Annotated in this window: 12 protein-coding genes; 8 read left to right on the forward strand and 4 right to left on the reverse strand. The window is 59.1% G+C overall.

Annotated elements, in window-relative coordinates; translation table 11 throughout:
• Nucleotides 1-81: 81 nt before the first annotated feature.
• Together ACR0KX_RS05050 and ACR0KX_RS05055 are read right to left on the reverse strand one after the other, a co-directional pair.
• Nucleotides 82-1,158: a pyridoxal-phosphate dependent enzyme gene (locus ACR0KX_RS05050; protein ID WP_170621542.1), complete on the reverse strand. Its 1,077-nt coding sequence runs from the start codon at nt 1,156-1,158 to the stop codon at nt 82-84.
• A gap of 81 nt (nt 1,159-1,239) precedes the next feature.
• The gene (locus tag ACR0KX_RS05055; RefSeq protein ID WP_170621544.1) at nt 1,240-2,259 is read right to left on the reverse strand and encodes a hypothetical protein; all 1,020 of its coding nucleotides are present in this window, start codon (nt 2,257-2,259) and stop codon (nt 1,240-1,242) included.
• Nucleotides 2,260-2,354: 95 nt separating this feature from the next.
• On the opposite strand from ACR0KX_RS05055, the gene ACR0KX_RS05060 reads away from it, so the two are divergent.
• Nucleotides 2,355-3,551: a radical SAM protein gene (locus ACR0KX_RS05060; protein WP_480707988.1), complete on the forward strand. Its 1,197-nt coding sequence runs from the start codon at nt 2,355-2,357 to the stop codon at nt 3,549-3,551.
• Between the two features lie 39 nt (nt 3,552-3,590).
• A complete protein-coding gene (locus ACR0KX_RS05065) occupies nt 3,591-4,397 on the forward strand; it encodes a hypothetical protein (protein ID WP_170621547.1) in 807 nt (268 codons plus the stop codon).
• On the opposite strand, the gene ACR0KX_RS05070 is transcribed toward ACR0KX_RS05065, so the two are convergent.
• Together ACR0KX_RS05070 and ACR0KX_RS05075 are read right to left on the reverse strand one after the other, a co-directional pair.
• Entirely contained in the window at nt 4,390-9,675 is a 5,286-nt protein-coding gene (locus tag ACR0KX_RS05070; RefSeq protein ID WP_170621548.1) for a type I polyketide synthase, read from the reverse strand. The two genes, ACR0KX_RS05065 and ACR0KX_RS05070, sit on opposite strands and share 8 nt — an antisense overlap.
• Nucleotides 9,641-10,423: an alpha/beta fold hydrolase gene (locus ACR0KX_RS05075; RefSeq protein ID WP_170621549.1), complete on the reverse strand. Its 783-nt coding sequence runs from the start codon at nt 10,421-10,423 to the stop codon at nt 9,641-9,643. The genes ACR0KX_RS05070 and ACR0KX_RS05075 overlap by 35 nt, the downstream gene beginning before the upstream one ends.
• Nucleotides 10,424-10,653: 230 nt before the next feature.
• Between ACR0KX_RS05075 and ACR0KX_RS05080 the strand changes: the two genes are divergently transcribed.
• The 6 genes from ACR0KX_RS05080 (at nt 10,654) to ACR0KX_RS05105 (ending at nt 16,776) form a co-directional block, all read left to right on the forward strand.
• Nucleotides 10,654-11,214, forward strand: a complete 561-nt coding sequence (locus ACR0KX_RS05080) for a hypothetical protein (RefSeq protein WP_170451674.1) — start codon at nt 10,654-10,656, stop codon at nt 11,212-11,214.
• Nucleotides 11,215-11,223: 9 nt separating this feature from the next.
• Complete coding sequence (locus ACR0KX_RS05085) at nt 11,224-12,006, forward strand: hypothetical protein (RefSeq protein WP_170621550.1); 783 nt, start codon at nt 11,224-11,226, stop codon at nt 12,004-12,006.
• A 30-nt stretch (nt 12,007-12,036) separates the two neighbouring features.
• On the forward strand, nt 12,037-12,750 hold the full coding sequence (locus ACR0KX_RS05090) for a hypothetical protein (protein WP_170451671.1): 714 nt from the start codon (nt 12,037-12,039) through the stop codon (nt 12,748-12,750).
• Nucleotides 12,751-13,122: 372 nt separating this feature from the next.
• On the forward strand, nt 13,123-14,073 hold the full coding sequence (locus tag ACR0KX_RS05095) for an ABC transporter substrate-binding protein (RefSeq protein ID WP_170451667.1): 951 nt from the start codon (nt 13,123-13,125) through the stop codon (nt 14,071-14,073).
• Between the two features lie 83 nt (nt 14,074-14,156).
• Nucleotides 14,157-15,194 (forward strand): glycine betaine/L-proline ABC transporter ATP-binding protein, encoded by a 1,038-nt coding sequence (locus tag ACR0KX_RS05100; RefSeq protein WP_170451665.1) that lies wholly within the window; start codon nt 14,157-14,159, stop codon nt 15,192-15,194.
• Entirely contained in the window at nt 15,187-16,776 is a 1,590-nt protein-coding gene (locus ACR0KX_RS05105) for an ABC transporter permease (RefSeq protein ID WP_480707991.1), read from the forward strand. Before ACR0KX_RS05100 ends, ACR0KX_RS05105 begins: the two co-directional genes overlap by 8 nt.

Genomic DNA, 16,776 nt, shown 5'->3' on the forward strand with positions numbered 1-16,776 from the left:
AGGGTTCTTTTCGGTTTCGCCAACCTATTTTGAGACGATCAGGAACAGATCGTCTCAATACGCGCCAATAAAAGCAGAGACCTACTCGGCCACCATTTGCGCAGACGGCGTGGACATCGAAATTGCCTGTTCCTCGTCCGTCATCTCGTCTTCGATCCCTTCAAACAAAGGTGTCGAGAGATAGCGTTCGCCCGTATCCGGCAGCATGACCAAAATCACCGAACCTTCGGGGGCATCTTCGGCCACCTTCATCGCCACCGCAAAAGTCGAACCACCAGAGATCCCGGTAAAGATACCTTCCTCGGCGGCAAGACGGCGCGACCATGCGATGCCTTCGCTGCCCGGAACGGGGATCAACTGGTCATAGTAGGATTGATCGATTGCTTCCTGCAGAACCCACGGGATGAAATCCGGCGTCCAGCCCTGAATCGGATGCGGCTCAAACTCGGGGTGGCTTTCCGTTGGCTGATGATCCGCATTGCGGGTGTTTACATAGCCCGATCCGACAAGGGCCGCATTCGCAGGCTCGGTCAGGATGATCTTGGTGTCGGGGCGCTCTTTGCGCAGCACGCGTGCAACGCCGGACACCGTTCCGCCCGTTCCATACCCCGTGATCCAGTAATCCAGCCGTCCGCTACCGAAATCGCCAAGGATTTCCTGCGCGGTTGTGTTTTCGTGGATATCCGCGTTGGCGGCGGTCTCGAACTGGCTGGCCAGGAACCACCCGTTTTGCTCGGCCAGTTCCTTGGCCTTGGTATACATCCCAAAACCTTTCTGCGCCCGTGGCGTCAGAACAACCTTTGCACCCAGAAACCGCATCAGCTTGCGCCGTTCGACCGAGAAGCTGTCTGCCATCGTCACGACAAGCGGGTATCCTTTGGCCGCGCAGACCATCGCCAGTCCGATCCCGGTATTGCCCGAGGTCGCCTCGACAACCGTTTGACCCGGCTTCAGGCGACCGTCGCGCTCGGCTGCTTCGATGATGTTGAGGGCCAGACGATCCTTGACAGATCCGGCAGGATTGAACGCTTCGAACTTGACATAGACGGACACATGCGCCGGTGCGATCCTGCCGATGCGGATGCAGGGCGTGTCACCTACCGTGTCCAAAACACTGTCGAACAGGCGTCCACGCCCCTTAGTCTTGCGAATAGCCATGAGGTCCTCCCAGTTTCCTTTGTTTGCGAACCGTGCCACAGGTCGGCTCAGATTGATACGTCGCTTGGTTGTTCTGCGGGGTCAGACGCTGATCGGAGAGATGCCGCCCGCAAAAGCCGCCAAAATGGGGGCGGCCAGCGCAAAACCCGCGCGCATGAAATCGCCGGGCCCATCTGACAGCCCGTGTTCCTTGCGCCAGTCCTGAACGTCAAAATCGTCCTCACCGCCTTCGTTCTGGCGCGCGGCGATTGCCAGATTTGTGACGCGGCCGTCCAGAATTACAGCCACAGGCAGGAAAAAGCTGAGCATCAGCAGGCAGAAATAGGTGCCGGTCAGCAAGGCCGACGCGGTGACCAAGGATGTGAATGCGGACTTTTCCGACTCGGCGATCACGGGCAAGGGCCAGTACATCCAGCTTGAAGCGAAGAACATGCCGAAGGTCAGGATCAGGCTGGACAGGTAAAGCTGTTGCTTCATCTGGCGTATGTTGCGGGCCAATCGGACAGCGGTGTCTTCGATATCGCCGTTCTCACCGGTTGCCAGGCATAGGATCATCCCTGCAATCAAAGCCCCGACTGCAAGACCCGCCAGCCCGGTGATGATGTCCATCACACGACGGAACAGCGAGAACACCGGAATTTCCCCGCATGTGCCCATCAGCCAGCGATCGCCGACGCCCTGGCAGCCGGGCAGGGTTCCTTTGGACAAGGTCATCTCGAACACTTCTTTTCCCACCTGCCGGTAAATTTGCGGCGGCGTTCCGGTCAGGTGCTGTTGGATCACCGGGATCATGGCCAGCAAAAATACGACCACAACGGTCAGGACTGCCGCAACCCTTGTGTTCCGTTCGGTCGGGCGCATCAGATTGCGGGCCAGCACTGCGACGGGCAGAACGGCCAGCGCGGCAAAGAACCAGGCGGCGGCAAGAAACCTGTACCTGCCAACCGTCTCCAACCAGTCCTTGTCCTGCACCAGAATGTCGGGGGAAAGGTCCAGATCCTTTGACAGCATATGGGTCTGGATCAGTTCATGGACCGCAAAGACGCAAATGGGCAGCGCGACAATGGAAAAGTAAACCAGTTCAACTCGACGTTTGCGCACGCCAGACCCCCTGCGTGAAAAATCATGACAAAACAAAGCATATCACGGATTTGAAGCAGCTTCATCGTTTCTGAGGTTCTGCCCACGGGCCACGCATGTCGGCAGTTTTCGGCCATGGCTTGGCCACGGTGTGTTATGATCAAGCCCGAGCAAGTTTTGGTGGGGCCATGATCAACCCGATTCAGAACTATCACTACAATCAACAGCGCCGCGCCGGACCCCGGCCCATCCTGTGTTACAGCCCGTCGACCAGCCTGTATTTCGGCACGGACGGCAATGTCTCAAGCTGTTGCTACAATCGCGAGCCGCTGGGCCGGTACCCGGATCAGTCCATCCACGAAATCTGGCAGGGGCGTCCGCGTCAGACATTGTGCCAGCGCGTGGCAAAAGGCGAACTTGGCGGAGGGTGCAACGGATGCGGATCGCAGATTGAATTCGGGAACTACGGCGCGGTCGTCGCGCAGCATTTTGATCGTTGGAGCGTTGATCCGGATCACCCAACCTCGTTTTCCTTCGAGTTGCACAATGCCTGCAATCTTGAATGCATCATGTGCAATGGCGAGCTGTCCTCGCGCATTCGCCGCTACAGGGAACTGCGTGCGCCCATGCAGCAAGCTTATGGCGATGGTTTTGTCGAGGAGTTGGAGGATTTTATCCCGTACCTCGAAGGCACGACCTTCTATGGTGGTGAGCCGTTCCTGATGCGGCTTTACTACCGGATTTGGGAGAAGATGATCACTCTGAACCCGGATTGCGAGATTACCATTCAGACCAACGCAACCCTGCTGCCGGATCAGGCCTTGTCCGTGCTGGAGCGGGGTAACGTACATATCGGTATCTCCCTCGATACGGTCCGGCGTGACACCTATGGCTCGATCCGGCGCAACGCGGATTTTGATGAGGTGATCCAAAACACCCGCTGGCTGGCTGACTATTCGCACCATCACAACCGGCCCATCGGTATCTCAGCCTGTATCATGACGGTGAACTGGCAGGAGCTTTCCGAACTGATGGATTTCACCGACGATCTGGGCGCGGTTTTGTATTTCAACACGGTGTGGGAGCCCGAGCATCTGTCGCTGGCCTATGCCGAGCCCACCATGATCCTGCGCGTCATCGAGTATTACAGCCAACTGGCAGTCGAACGGGGGCTGCGCGGGCCGCATGATACCGCCGGAACCGTGACATCGACCAATCTGACGGGATATATCGCCCTGCTTGGAACCTGGTATCAGGCCGCTATCCGCCGGGCGGGTGAGGCGAAATTGGCGAATTTCAACAGTTTGGTGTAAGCTGGCCGCATTGGCGAGTGCAGCAGACAGAGGGCTGAGATGGCTAAAGCAACCGGCAAGCAACCCGCAAAACGCCCGCGTCCCAAAGCAAAGCAAACGGCGCCCAAGCCCAAACCCAAGCCGGAACCGGTTGAGGTTAAGCCGGAGGTCGAGGTTGCGCATGCCGCTGAACCGCCCACGCATCACGGATTGGGCAAACAGGCGGAATTGCAGGCAGCGATGGAGGAAAGCTATCGCCAGCTTCAATCGATCTATACCGCCTTCACGCAGCAATACACCGACGCAGGTACGCAATATCAGCGATTGTCGGAACAGGGCTATGACCCTGACATGGCCGATCTCTACAAGGAATTCACCGAAACGCGCGGGGCCGAGATTGCGCAAGAGGGGTTGCAGCTTGCCATCCGTTATGCGGCCTCGGCTCAGGTCCTGTCCAAGCGTTATACGGACGAACTGTTCCAGTTTCTCAACAATCGGGGAAGAAACGGGCTTGCTGCCGAGCAGCCCGCGCAACCCCAGACGGCCACGATCTCATTGAGCGGCGCGGCTGGCAGCACCCTGTCGGCCAGTTTCGAGGTGGAGAACAGCACCGCGACAAGTGTCAGCCCCCGGATTTCGACCACCCCGGTTCTGGACGAGGACGGCGTTGCAGTTGAAGGCGCGATGATCGACGTGATCCCCGATCTGATCAATCTGGCACCGGGTCAAAAGCAACTGGTCAAGGTCATGGTTCCCGTCGACGCCGAACTGTACCGCGCAGGGCATAGCTACTCTACAGCGTTGGTCATCGTAGGGTTAGGACAGGCGCGCAATCAGTTGATTTCCATGGAAATCGACGTCAGTTAGAGGGCTTCCTGAGCCGCCAGATGCGATAGCTCCATTCCCCGGATTTCATCGACTCGTAAACCGCCGATCCGGGCGCGGCGAGGAAGTTGCTCATCTCCTGATCGCCGCCGAAGGCACCAAGACGCGACGCGGCAATCTCATCGCAGGACAGCAGAACATTCGGCGTGATGTCGCGTTCATCTTCGATGTCAAAGCCAAGGTCTTTCAGACGTTCAAGACATTGGTTCAGTTTCCCGACGGGCAGCAGATCAGTGTAAAGAAACGCGCCTCCGGGTTTCAGGACGCGCAGGACCGAGGCATAGAATTTCTGGATCGCCGGATAGGTGTGTGAGCTTTCGATATTTGTAATCGCGTCGAATTGGCCATCCTCGAAAGGCAGGTTCTCGGCGTCGCCTTGCACAAAGGTCAGGCGGGGATCGGTATGCGTTTTCCGGCAAAACGCGATGGCGGCCCCGGATAAATCCAGCCCGGTGACAGAGGCGGGCTCAAAGAACTCCACCAAAGTCCGCGCGGTACCGCCGCGACCGCATCCCACGTCCAGAACGGAAGTGCCGTCAATTGGATGCGCTCCAATCACCTCCAACGCAAGTTTGACCGAGTTTCGGTTCATCATCGTGTCGCTTAGCCGAACATCCGACGCCTCGGGCGCACCGTTGGGCGCATAGCCGTAGTTCAGGAAATGCGCAAAAGTCCCGAAGGCCGAGCTATCAAGCTGGTTGGTCACGCCGTCATACATGTCCTGAAAGCTTTTCTTGGCCCCTTCCAGGTCCAGATCAGGCTCGGGCTGTGGGGCCGCAATGTCCGGCTGGATTGGTTTGTCGGTGGTCTTGCCGATATTGGCTTCGATGATCGGGGCCAGACCCGCGATTGTGGGCGTATCAAAGATCTGGCCGACCTCGGGGTTAAAGCCAAAGCGCTCCTCGATCCGCATGGTCATTTCGATGGCCAGCAGCGAATGCCCGCCCAACTCAAAAAATTTGTCATGGATGCCGACGGGGCTGAGACCCAGCAGATCTTCCCAAATGCCGGCAAGGATGGTCTCCATATCCGTTTTTGGTGCTTCGAACGGGTTGCTGAGGTTGGGGCGGCTATGACCTGTGGCAGTGGTTTCGGTGGCTTTGGGCGTGGCCGTGAACTCGACCCATTCCGCCAGACGTGCCTGCAGTGGGGTGGCTGAGATCACAATCTGATTGGTATTCAATGCAGACAAACGGTGCAGCGCCTCGACCCCATCTGCGGGCGAGATCGCGTCCTCTCCATGCGTCTGATCGGCAAAGGCCCATTGATCCCAGTTGACCGAAATCCAGCGGGTATCGGAGGGGCGCGAGGCGGCGAACGCGTCCAGCATCTGGTTCGCGACGGCGTAATATCCAAGGTTCAATCCGCCAAGAACAGCGGACAGGGACGAGCCCAGCATGACGAAATCCGGGCTGTGATCCTGCAAAACCTTTGCAACTGCGCGGGCCCCGCCGATCTTTGGGTCAGTCTGGCTGTGCAGATCGTCTGCTGTCAGATCGCTGAGTTTGCCAAACCCGCTGCCAACATTTCCGGCCATGTGGAAGACGCCATTGATAGGGCCAAGCTTTCGGGCGGCTTCGGACAAGGCGCTGCGCATCGTCTTTTCGTCCGACACATCTGCTTTCAAAACCATAACTTCGGTTTTGCGCGACAAGTCCAGCAGCCTGCGCGCCAGCATCGCGGTTTTGTCGAACTCGTTGGGGCCGTTGGCTAGCGCCTCCCATTCGGATTCCGCAGGTCCGCCGGAACGGGACAAAAGGACCAACTTGGCCTTGTAGCGTTCGGCCAGCATCTCGGCCATTGCCAGCCCGATATTGCCCAAGCCGCCGGTGATGACATAGACACCTTTGCGTTTGAACAGCGGTGACGCTTCGACGGGTTCCAACTGCTGCGCCTGATAGCTGAGGCGGCACCGTTTTCCGTCGATATAGGCAACCGAAGGGGCGAACTCTGGCGCTTGCAATTCGTTCAAAAGCCAGCCTGCGAGGCGATCTGCGGCAGGTTTGCTCCGGTCGTTTTCCGCAATGTCGACCGAGGTAACGCGCAGCGAGGGGACCTCCTGTCCCAGCACCTTCGCCAATGCGAGTGTTGCCGAGGTCTCGACCCCCGTCGTCTTGTCCGCTCGGGCAGGCTGCGCCTGCGCTGTGACCGAGATCATCCGAACCTTGGCCAGTCCGTTGGCTTTGGCGATGGCCAGAGCCGCGCTCTGCATCGCCATGACATTGGCCGAGGCGTCCAATAGCGCGAGAGGCCAGAGGTAAACGATATGTGTGATCGGCTTGTCGTTGTCCCGCAGTTCGCTTGCAAGCCGGGTGAAGTGTGTTGGATTGCTCGGATCAACCGAGAACGCCCTGTCCTTGCGGTGCATGAACCGCAAAGATGCGGTGACAATGGTAGCGTCGACCCCCTTGGATCGTAACGTTTTTTGCAAAACTCTGGCTGCTTGACCCTTGTCGCTGAAGATCAGGACACGCGCATCATCGGGCAAAGCTTCGGTGTCCGTGATCGGAGCGTCCATCCACTGGGGCACATACCCCCAATCGACCATCGCCTTGCGCGTTGCCGCCGCGTCCACGCTGGGATCTTCCGCACCGCCGACCCAATAGCTGTCCCGTTCGAACGGATACATCGGAACGGGTACTTTGCATCGCGCCTCGTCCGCATAATAGCGATGCCAGTCGATTTCAGCCCCATGCGCCCAAAGCTGCCCGAGCGTGTCGGTGGCCATGTCAGCCTCGAACTGCGGACCGGATTTGCTGTCCATCGAGGGCAGGGCAACCGAGCCGGTCCCGCTCAGTTGCAGCCCGGCGAGGTTGGTCAGGGATCGGCCGGGGCCGACCTCAAGGAAAATGGCATCGGGCAGGTCCAGCCCGGCTTTGACGCAGTCAGCAAACCGCACCGCGCTGCGCAGGTGCATGGCCCAGTAGGCCGGGTCGGTTGCGGCGGTTTTGGTCAGGACGGTGCCGGTGAGGTTCGAATAAATGTCGATCTGAGGCGCACGCAGGCGAATGCCCTGAAATGCGTCGATGAAGTCGTCCAGAATCGGGTCCATCATCGCTGAATGGAACGCGTGTGAGGTTCGCAGAATAGTGGCTTTGATCTTCTGGTTCTCAAGCCGCTTCGCCAGTCGCTTGATTGCCGGGCTCGGTCCGGCCACAACGGTCATTCCGGGAGCGTTCACAGCGGCAACCGCGATGTCGTCGGGAAGCAACGGGCGCAGATAGGCTTCCTCTTTCGGAACTGCCAGCATCGAGCCGGGCTTGCATGACGCCATCAGAGCTCCACGTCGGGCCACCAGTTTTGCCGCGTCCTTTAATGTCATTACCCCGGCCAATGTTGCCGCAACATATTCGCCGATGCTGTGCCCGATCATCGCGCGCGGTCGAACGCCCCACGACATCCAAAGCTGCGCCAGCGCATATTCTACGGCAAACAGCGCAGGCTGCGTGAATTGCGTCTGCTTCAATTGCTCAGCCGCGCGTTCACGGTCCGCTTTTTTGGCGAAAACGATGGGCTTCAGGTCCAGACCGCTGCTGTCCCGAAAGGCGCGGCAACAACGGTCGAAGGCTTTGCGAAACACCGCTTCCGACCGATAGAGGCCCTTGCCCATGTCAGGGTATTGCGCGCCTTGGCCCGAGAACATGAAAACGACAGGGCGATCCTCGCCGCTGGATTCAATCGTGCGGACCTTGTCGCTGTTATTCGCCAACAGGGCCAAAGCGCTGCCCGCAGGGTTTTTGGCATCAACGCGCACATAGCGCCGAAGGGCAAACCGCGCGCGGCTTGTTTGGGTTGTGTAGGCAATATCCGCCAGGTCCGAAGGCGCGGCATTCATGATGCGGCGTGCATGTGACAGCGCCAGACGATCCAGCGCGGCTTTGTTGCGGGCGGACATGACGATCAGATGCTGCGGGCGCCCTGGCCCGGATGGGGCCTGTTTCGGAGGTTCCTCTAGCAGGATATGCGCGTTGGTCCCGCCAACCCCAAACGAACTGACACCTGCCCGGCGCGGACCGTCGCTTGCCGCCACCTTGGTCGCGTCACGGTTGACGTAGAATGGGCTGGTCGGAAAATCGATACCCGGGGCAGGGACGTTGAAATGGGGGTTAGGGGGGATCGTGCCGGTCTCGGCCACCAAAGCGGCCTTGATCAGCCCTGTTACTCCGGCGGCGCAACTCAGATGTCCGACATTCGCTTTGACCGAGCCAATGGCGCAGAACTGCGTGTCTTCGGTCGATTTGCGGAACGCGCGTGACAGGGCCGCGACCTCGATAGGGTCACCCAGCATGGTGGCGGTTCCGTGCGCCTCGATATAGCCGACCGAGCGGGGCGGGATGCCCGCCATCTGAAACGCGGTTTCAATTGCACGGGCCTGACCTTCGGCGCTGGGCGCAGCATAGCTGACCTTGTTCGATCCGTCGTTGTTGTGGCCAAAACCTCGGATCACGGCGCGGATGCGGTCGCCATCCCGAAGGGCCTTGTCCAGCCGTTTGAGCACCACAAGACCCACGCCGCTGCCCACGATTGTCCCTTGCGCCGCCGCATCGAAAGGGCGGCACTGGCCGTCCGGCGACAGAATACCCCCGGCGGCAAACAGGTAGCCGCGCCGCTGTGGGACCTTGACCGTAACGCCCCCGGCCAGCGCAATGTCGCAGCTTTCTTCCAGCAGGTTCTGACAGGCCAGACAGGTCGCAACCAGCGAGGTCGAGCATGAGGTCTGAACCGTGATCGCAGGCCCGGTCAGGTTCAGCTTATAGGCCACCTGTGTGGCCATGTAGTCCTTGTCGTTGGTGATCATCAACTGCATGCCGTCCAGAAAGCCCAGACGGTCAAGATTGCGGTTGATCAGGTACAGATAACCGGACAGTTCACAGCCGCCAAAGACACCTATGTCTCCTTTATAGCGGTCGGGGACATAGCCCGCATCCTCAAGCGCGTGCCAGGCGCATTCCAGAAACAGGCGGTGCTGGGGGTCGGTCAGTTCCGCATCACGAGGGCTGAAGCCGAAGAACTCGGCATCGAACTTGTCCACGTCATCCAGCAGGGTGGCTTTGTTGACGTAGTTCGGCAGCTGGTGCAGCTCTTTCGGGACCTGCGCGCCTTCCATTTGCTCGGGGCTCAGCGTCGTGACGGCCTCGCGCCCCGCGAGCAAGTTCTGCCACAACTCATCCACACTGGCCGCGCCGGGAAAGCGCCCCTGCATGCCGATAATGGCAATCGACGCCTCATCCGGTGCGATGGAGGTCCTTTGAGTGTTCATTCAGGGCATCATCAACGTAGTCGAAAAGTGTGTCGGCGAAATCCGGGTTGGAAAAGGGAAAGAAGTGATCGCCTGCAAACAGGCGGCATTCAAAACGGCTGCGCGTGCGGTGCCGCCAGCCGAGAATGCTGTGGAACGGAACCTGCGGGTCATTGTCCGAGCCGACCGCAAGGATTGGGCAGCTTAATGGGGGGTGCTTGCTGGCACGGTCCGCGTCATACGCTTCGAGCAGGGCAAAATCCGCGCGCAAGGCAGGCAGAAACCGATCCATCAAGTCTGCGTTGGACAGAACATCGGGCGGCGTGCCGTTGATGGCCTCAATCTCGGACAGAAACCTCGACCTTGGCAGCCCGGATATTGCGCGATCACGCCGGGTCATCTGCGGTGCAGACCCGGCGACGACCAGCAAGTCGGGCGGCTTGCCCTGATGATCAAGCGCGCGGGTGATTTCATAGGCCAGCAAGGCCCCGAAACTGTGACCGAATACGGCAAAGGGTCGATCGGTCAGTGGCTGAATCCCGGCCAAAACCGACTCGATCAGGTCCGGCCAGTGATCCATCGGCGGTTGGTCCAAAAGCCGTCCGCGTCCGGGCAGGGTGACGGCCCTGACATCCAGAACCGGCGCAAATCCGCTCATCCAGTCGTGAAAGCGCTCTGCCACGCCGCCTGCATGCGGAAAACAGACCAGCCGACCCGACAGCCCGGCATGGGTAGGGTTCTGCGGAGTCAATGCGATTTCTACACTCACAGCGTCTGTCACCTTTGGTGATACCCTCGTTCGCGTCGCGCAGACGTCGTTTTGGTCAGCGCCTATCATACCACGAATTCAGGGGTTTGACGCCGTCCAAGCCGCCGGACCACAGGTTCACCCGTGAAACAGAGGCCAAAATATGCTACCTTGGCGGTACTTTTTGCACAGTTTTCGTGCCAAGCGCTTACTCAGGTGCGGCGAGCACCGGAATGGATTTGGAGGTGACTATGCCAGGGGGCGGAGGCAAAGGTGGCGGTGGCCGCAGCACCGTAAACGTCAATAACGGACCCATCACAATCGACTCGGACACAGATGCCGATGTCACCATCAACGGCCTCGACGATATCGGTGTCACGCTGAACGGGGGTCAAACACCGATCAAGACCGAGACCAAGCTGGAAGGCGGCGATCCGATCAAGACCGAGAGCGTTCAGGACCTGAAAATCTCGGAACCCATCGTCAGCGAAAACACCACCGACCTGACGCTTGAGATCAAGCCGCTGTCGATTGATCTGAAACCTGTGGCGCTGGATCTGTGCACGACCGTCAATTACGGCAAGCTTCCGACCGGTATCATCCGCCAGCCCTATCACCACCATATCGGCGTGACTTATATGGGCGTCGAATATTACGGCGTAACCTATAGCGGCGAAAGCAAGCAGGTCTACGAAGAGTTGCCCTTCCGCCCCTCGGTCCAATTGCCTGCGCAAAGCTCGGCCCCGTCCGGTGGGTCGAAAACGGCTAAGCCCAGCCCATCCTCGGGCGGCGTCAAAATTCACATCAAATAGGGGTGCGATATGGCCAGGGCTGCAAAGACCAAGACGCCGGATGTCACACTTCTTGAGCCACTTGTTCTGGTGGGCGCACCCGGCGCGGTGCACGGCACCTTGAACCTGGGCAACGCAAGTGCGGAACGCAAAGCCCTGCGTGATTTGAAACTGACAGAGGTCAAACCCACATCGGGCCGGGGGTCGCGGGCTGCGGCAGCGAAACCCACACTATCCGTGGACCTGCCGCGGGTGAAACTGCGGGCCGGGGCCAGCAAGTCCGTGCCGGTTACAGTATCGCTCAGCCCGACGACCCCGCCGGGTATCTACGCGATGACGCTGCCCGTTGATGGCACCGACCACCCGGCCGAGGTTATCGTGACCGAGGTGGTGGATTTCGAGATCAACCCAGATGAGGTGTTTCTGGTCGGCGCCGCCGGAACCAAGGTCAAAAAGCTGATGGCGTTTCGAAACCACGGCAATGTGCCGGTCGATGTTCCCGCCATTGGGGCCGTGCAACTGGATCTGGACCTGTTGCATTGCCGGGCGCAGCGCGAGACCCTGAAGAAACTGCGCGATACGGATCGGACTCTGGACGACGTCATGAAGGCCATGTCGCTGAGCTATGATGCCGAGTTGGAAAGCTTCACACCACTCAAGGTCAAGAACGATCCGGTAACGGTGGCTGCGGGGCAGACGGTCTCGCAAATGTGGGAATTCACGATACCGGGCACGATCCCCAAAGGGGTCGAGGCCAACGCGGCCATCCGGATTTTGTCTGAAACAGTGACAGTGCACATTCTGGCGGTTTGAACGCTCTGTCTGTGATGAGGAGGCAAGAAAATGCAAAGAACCATGACACGGCGCGGTAGTGGGAAGGGCAGAAACCCCGAGGTGTTTTATGGCTACTGCTACCGGACGCAGGGCATGCGGATGATGACCGTCGACGACTATCTCTGTAACCTGCGCGAGGGGTATACGCAGATACAAGCCTATACCCAAAGCCTGTACGGCGTCCCAGATGCGCGGCGGTCCTATTACGACGATTGTGGCTGCGACTGTGACCCGTGCGGGCACGACAGTTGCTGCGACTGCTGTATCTGCGATGGCGATGTGCTGATCGAAGCGCGCTGTTCTGAACGACGCGTTATCTCGCTGACCTTCTCAAATGACTCGCGCCGCACCCGCGACGTCACCGTTTCGCTGAGCAGCTTTTCAACCGCCAGCGGGCGCGATCTTGGCTGGGCGGCGGCCCTGTCGGACACAAAGTTCACGCTTGGTCCTTGCGAGGAAAAGGTGGTTCAACTTGTCGTAAATATCGATTGTTCGGTTTTCCACAAAGACGATCCCGCAAGCACGGCAGGTACGGCAAGTTCAGCTGCCAAGGCCCGCAAGGATGACAATAATCAACGCCTTGTGGACGTGGACAGGTGCGAGGTCGCCTATGCCCGCGTCAGTGCCGATGGCTGCATTTCGCGCCCCGTTCTGGTTGCGGTCGCCGTATTGCCGAACCATTGCGACAGCTACGTCGCGACGTGCAAATGCGATTGCTGCTGATCAGGTCGCGCTGCAATCAGACAACTGCATAATGTAAGCTGTGCCTTGCGTGCATGGCGCGTTGCGCTTCTCCCGCAGCAATTGTGGAAAGCGTTGCCTTTGCCCTATGGTTTTCGCCGAAGACATACGCAATTCGGCAAGTAATTCCGAAAATCTCGAATATTGGTTTTCGTAATTTCGAACAAACTTCGTTTCTGCTGTGTCGCGCTTGATGCGCAATACATTCGCATGTTTCACTTTTCCAACACGTGTATCGCCAATGGGTGCAGACTAACAAGCTGCAAACACACGTGTTGTCAAAAAAGAACAGGCGCGGGTGGGTGGGACCTGCTGAAACACCGTGCCCCATAAAGTTCAACATGGAGAGATCTTATGAAAAAACTATCGTTGCTACTGGGTGGTGCTTCTGCAGTCGTCGCCCTGCCGGCTTTTGCGGCCGACATCGTGATTGGCGTACCAAACTGGGCCTCGGTCAACGCAACGGCGCATATCCTTGAGGTTGTCATCGAAGAGAATCTGGGCCTGGATGTCGAACTGCAAAACGGCACCAACCCCATCGTGTTCGAGGCGATGGACAGCGGTTCAATGCATGTCCACCCCGAAGTGTGGATGCCGAACCAGCAGAACCTGCATGACACCTATGTCAAGGATAACGGCACCGTCGTGATGAACGAAAACCCGGTTCAGGCCGAACAGGGCATGTGTATCCCGACCTACATCGCGGAACAGCACGGCATCACATCGATTGATGACCTGAGCGATCCGGACAAGATGGCCATTTTCGACACAGACGGTAACGGCACGCCTGAGGTATGGATCGGCGCGCCCGGATGGGCCTCGACCGTGGTCGAGAAGATACGCGCGAAATCATATGGTTATGATCAGATCTTCGACCTGACCGAATACGAAGAGACCATCGCCTACGCCAATCTGGCCAACGCGACCAAGGCAGGCGATCCGTGGATCGGATTCTGCTATAGCCCGCACTACATCTTCGTGACGCAGGACCTGACTGTGCTGGAAGAACCCGCCCATGATCCGGCGACCTGGACGATTGTCCAGCCGACCGATGATCCGGACTGGCTGGCCAAGTCCGAAGCATCAACAGCCTGGAACGGTGCGACCTTGCACCTGCACTATGCGAAAGAACTGGAAGAGGCCTATCCCGAAGTGGCCGCATTGTTCCGCAACTATCAGATGCAGGGCGACGACCTGAGCGCGATGGGCAAGGCGCTGGCCGTGGATAATATTGAAGCATCGGATTTCGCTCAGCAATGGGTGGCCGACAACGAAGACACGGTGATTGGCTGGCTGACCAACTAAGCCGATGAAACCCGGGCCGTTGCGACAGATCGCGACGGCCCTTTTCCTATCTGCCTGGCGAAACCGCGCCTTATGGGGGGCAAATGGACGAATCTGTCGTTAAACTTGAACATGTCTGGAAAATCTTCGGCAACCGCGCGCCCGAAGCCATGGAAGCCGTCCTGAAAGAGGGTCTGACCAAAGCACAGGTACTTGAGCGTTTTGGCTGTGTGGTCGGCGTGCAGGACGCCAGTTTCGAAGTCTCGCGCGGCGAGATTTTCTGCATCATGGGGCTGTCGGGATCGGGTAAATCCACTCTGGTCCGGCACGTGAACCGCCTGATCGAACCCACGGCGGGCAAGATCGAGATACTGGGCAAGGATGTATCAGCCATTTCCGAAACAGAACTGCGCCGCATTCGCGCGCAACAGATCGGAATGGTGTTTCAGCATATGGCGCTGATGCCGCATCGCTCTGTCCGCGATAATGTGGCCTATCCGCTGGAAATTCGCAAAGTGTCGAAGTCCAAACGCTGGGCGGTGTCAGACCACGCGCTGGGCCTTGTGGACCTGACCGGTTATGAAGACCGCCTGCCCAAAGAGCTGTCAGGCGGGATGCAGCAACGCGTGGGGATTGCGCGGGCACTGGCTTCGGACCCTGAGATTTTGTTGATGGACGAACCGTTCTCGGCGCTGGACCCGCTGATCCGCCTGCAATTGCAGGATCAGTTCAAGGCGCTTGTGGCGCAGTTGAAGAAAACGACCCTGTTCATCACCCATGATCTGGATGAGGCCATTCGCATCGGCCACCGGATCGCCATCATGAAGGATGGCGTGATCGTTCAGATCGGCACGCCCGAAGATATCGTGATGAACCCGACAGACGACTATGTGCGCGAGTTCGTGCAGGGCATCTCGAAACTGAAACTGGTCAAGGCGCATTCGATCATGGAGCCGGTCGCCAGCTATTCCGGTCCGCTGGATGGCGCGCCGCGAGCGGATGAAGGGGCCGATTTGGATCAGCTGATCGATCTGGCCGTGAATACGGATATGCCGGTGGTCATCACCGATGCTGGCTCGGATGTGGGTGTCGTTACCAAGCCACGATTGCTGCGCGGAATTCAGGGGGGCAAAAATGACTGATGCAGCCATGGAAATGAAGGTCACCGCCGCCTCGGATATCGAAGTCGACCGCGAGACTCTGGATCGCTCGATCCACGAATTCGCTGGGCCAAACGGCGACTATTACGTCAACGCGTTTCACAAGATCCACGACGCGACCAGTGCGATCCCGAACACGTTCAACTTGTGGGCCGCCGTGCTGGGGCCGTTCTGGTCGGCGTCGCGCGCCATTTGGGGCATGTTCTGGACCTTCCTGATCCTCGAGATCATCGCCTGGGTCCAGATCGGGCGCGGAGCCTGGGGCAATCCGGGTGCGGAATTTGCCGACCGGGCGGCGCGTCAGCAGGAACGCGCGGACGAGTTGATGGGTCGGGCTGCCGAGGCGACCGAGCAGGCTGATATCGACCGCTTCACCAAACTGGCCGAGAATATCCAGAAAGCGGCGGACACGAGCCTGGAACGCGCGCTGGCGGCACAGTCCGAGGCGACGGGTATCCTGATCACCGGTTTGTTGATGCTGTTGATTTTCAAGGTGGTTCAGGGCTTCTACGCCGACCGCGTGTACGAGAAACAGTATTCGAACTGGCGGATCAATCCGGACAGGACGGAAAGCGGGCGGTCCACGCGGAATATCGTTATGGGCGCGATCCTGATCGCTGCCATCGGGCCTCTGATCGTCTACAAGTTCACCGTGAACGCATCGCTGCCCTTGTTGGACGCCTTCCCGGAACAAGAGGTCTCGGCTGTCTTTTTGGGCGAGGATGGTGGGACGCTGTTCTCAGCGCTTGCCAGTTGGATGGAGGCGCAGATTGATGCCGCCGCCGCCGCCGGGGGCGATGTCTTTGACGGGATCGTCGCAGGTGTCCGATCCGTTCTGGATGCGCTGACCATTGCCCTGATCGGGTCGCCCTGGCCGGTGGTCATGTTGGTCATCTGCGTGACCGCCTGGCGGGCGGCTGGCCCTCGGGTCGCAATCTTCACGGCGGCGTCCTTGGCGTATATCGCGCTGTTGGGATACTGGGACGTGGCGATGGAGACGGTTGCGCTGGTGGGTGCAGCGGTGATCCTGTGCGTGGTGTTCGGCATTCCGCTGGGCATCTGGTTCGGTAAATCTCAGCGCGCCTATCGCGCGGCGGAACCGGTGCTGGACCTGATGCAGACCTTGCCTGCTTTCGTCTACCTGATCCCGATCATCGCCTTCTTTGGCACCGGCAACCCACCGGGCATTCTGGCCACGATCATCTTTGGCATGCCCCCCGTGATCCGCCTGACGGCGCTGGGGATGCGTGGGGTGCCTGAAAGCATCAAAGAGGCTGCGGTCGCCTTTGGAGCCTCGAAATGGCAATTGCTGAAGGATGTGGAGATTCCACTGGCCTTGCCCTCGATCATGACCGGGGTAAACCAGACCATCCTGATGTGCCTGTCGATGGTGGTGATCATCTCACTGATCGGCGGCGGGGGCCTGGGCAAGGAAATCCTTGAAGCGCTGCAATACGCGGCCAAGGGGCCGGGCCTGCTGGGCGGCTTTGCCATCCTGTTCTGCGCCATGGTCATCGACCGCATCGTGCAGGGTGCCTTCCGGCGAGAAGACGAGAAAATCTGA

It is taken from the genome of Ruegeria sp. BG5, from assembly GCF_056538425.1.

Bases quoted from the DNA above. Each gene is read 5' to 3' on its own strand.
- ACR0KX_RS05065 (WP_170621547.1), top strand. From the start codon at position 3,591: ATGGCTAAAGCAACCGGCAAGCAACCCGCAAAACGCCCGCGTCCCAAA.
- ACR0KX_RS05095 (WP_170451667.1), top strand. From the start codon at position 13,123: ATGAAAAAACTATCGTTGCTACTGGGTGGTGCTTCTGCAGTCGTCGCC.
- ACR0KX_RS05050 (WP_170621542.1), bottom strand. From the start codon at position 1,158: ATGGCTATTCGCAAGACTAAGGGGCGTGGACGCCTGTTCGACAGTGTT.
- ACR0KX_RS05070 (WP_170621548.1), bottom strand. From the start codon at position 9,675: ATGAACACTCAAAGGACCTCCATCGCACCGGATGAGGCGTCGATTGCC.
- ACR0KX_RS05105 (WP_480707991.1), top strand. From the start codon at position 15,187: ATGACTGATGCAGCCATGGAAATGAAGGTCACCGCCGCCTCGGATATC.
- ACR0KX_RS05100 (WP_170451665.1), top strand. From the start codon at position 14,157: ATGGACGAATCTGTCGTTAAACTTGAACATGTCTGGAAAATCTTCGGC.
- ACR0KX_RS05060 (WP_480707988.1), top strand. From the start codon at position 2,355: ATGTCGGCAGTTTTCGGCCATGGCTTGGCCACGGTGTGTTATGATCAA.
- ACR0KX_RS05085 (WP_170621550.1), top strand. From the start codon at position 11,224: ATGGCCAGGGCTGCAAAGACCAAGACGCCGGATGTCACACTTCTTGAG.
- ACR0KX_RS05080 (WP_170451674.1), top strand. From the start codon at position 10,654: ATGCCAGGGGGCGGAGGCAAAGGTGGCGGTGGCCGCAGCACCGTAAAC.
- ACR0KX_RS05090 (WP_170451671.1), top strand. From the start codon at position 12,037: ATGCAAAGAACCATGACACGGCGCGGTAGTGGGAAGGGCAGAAACCCC.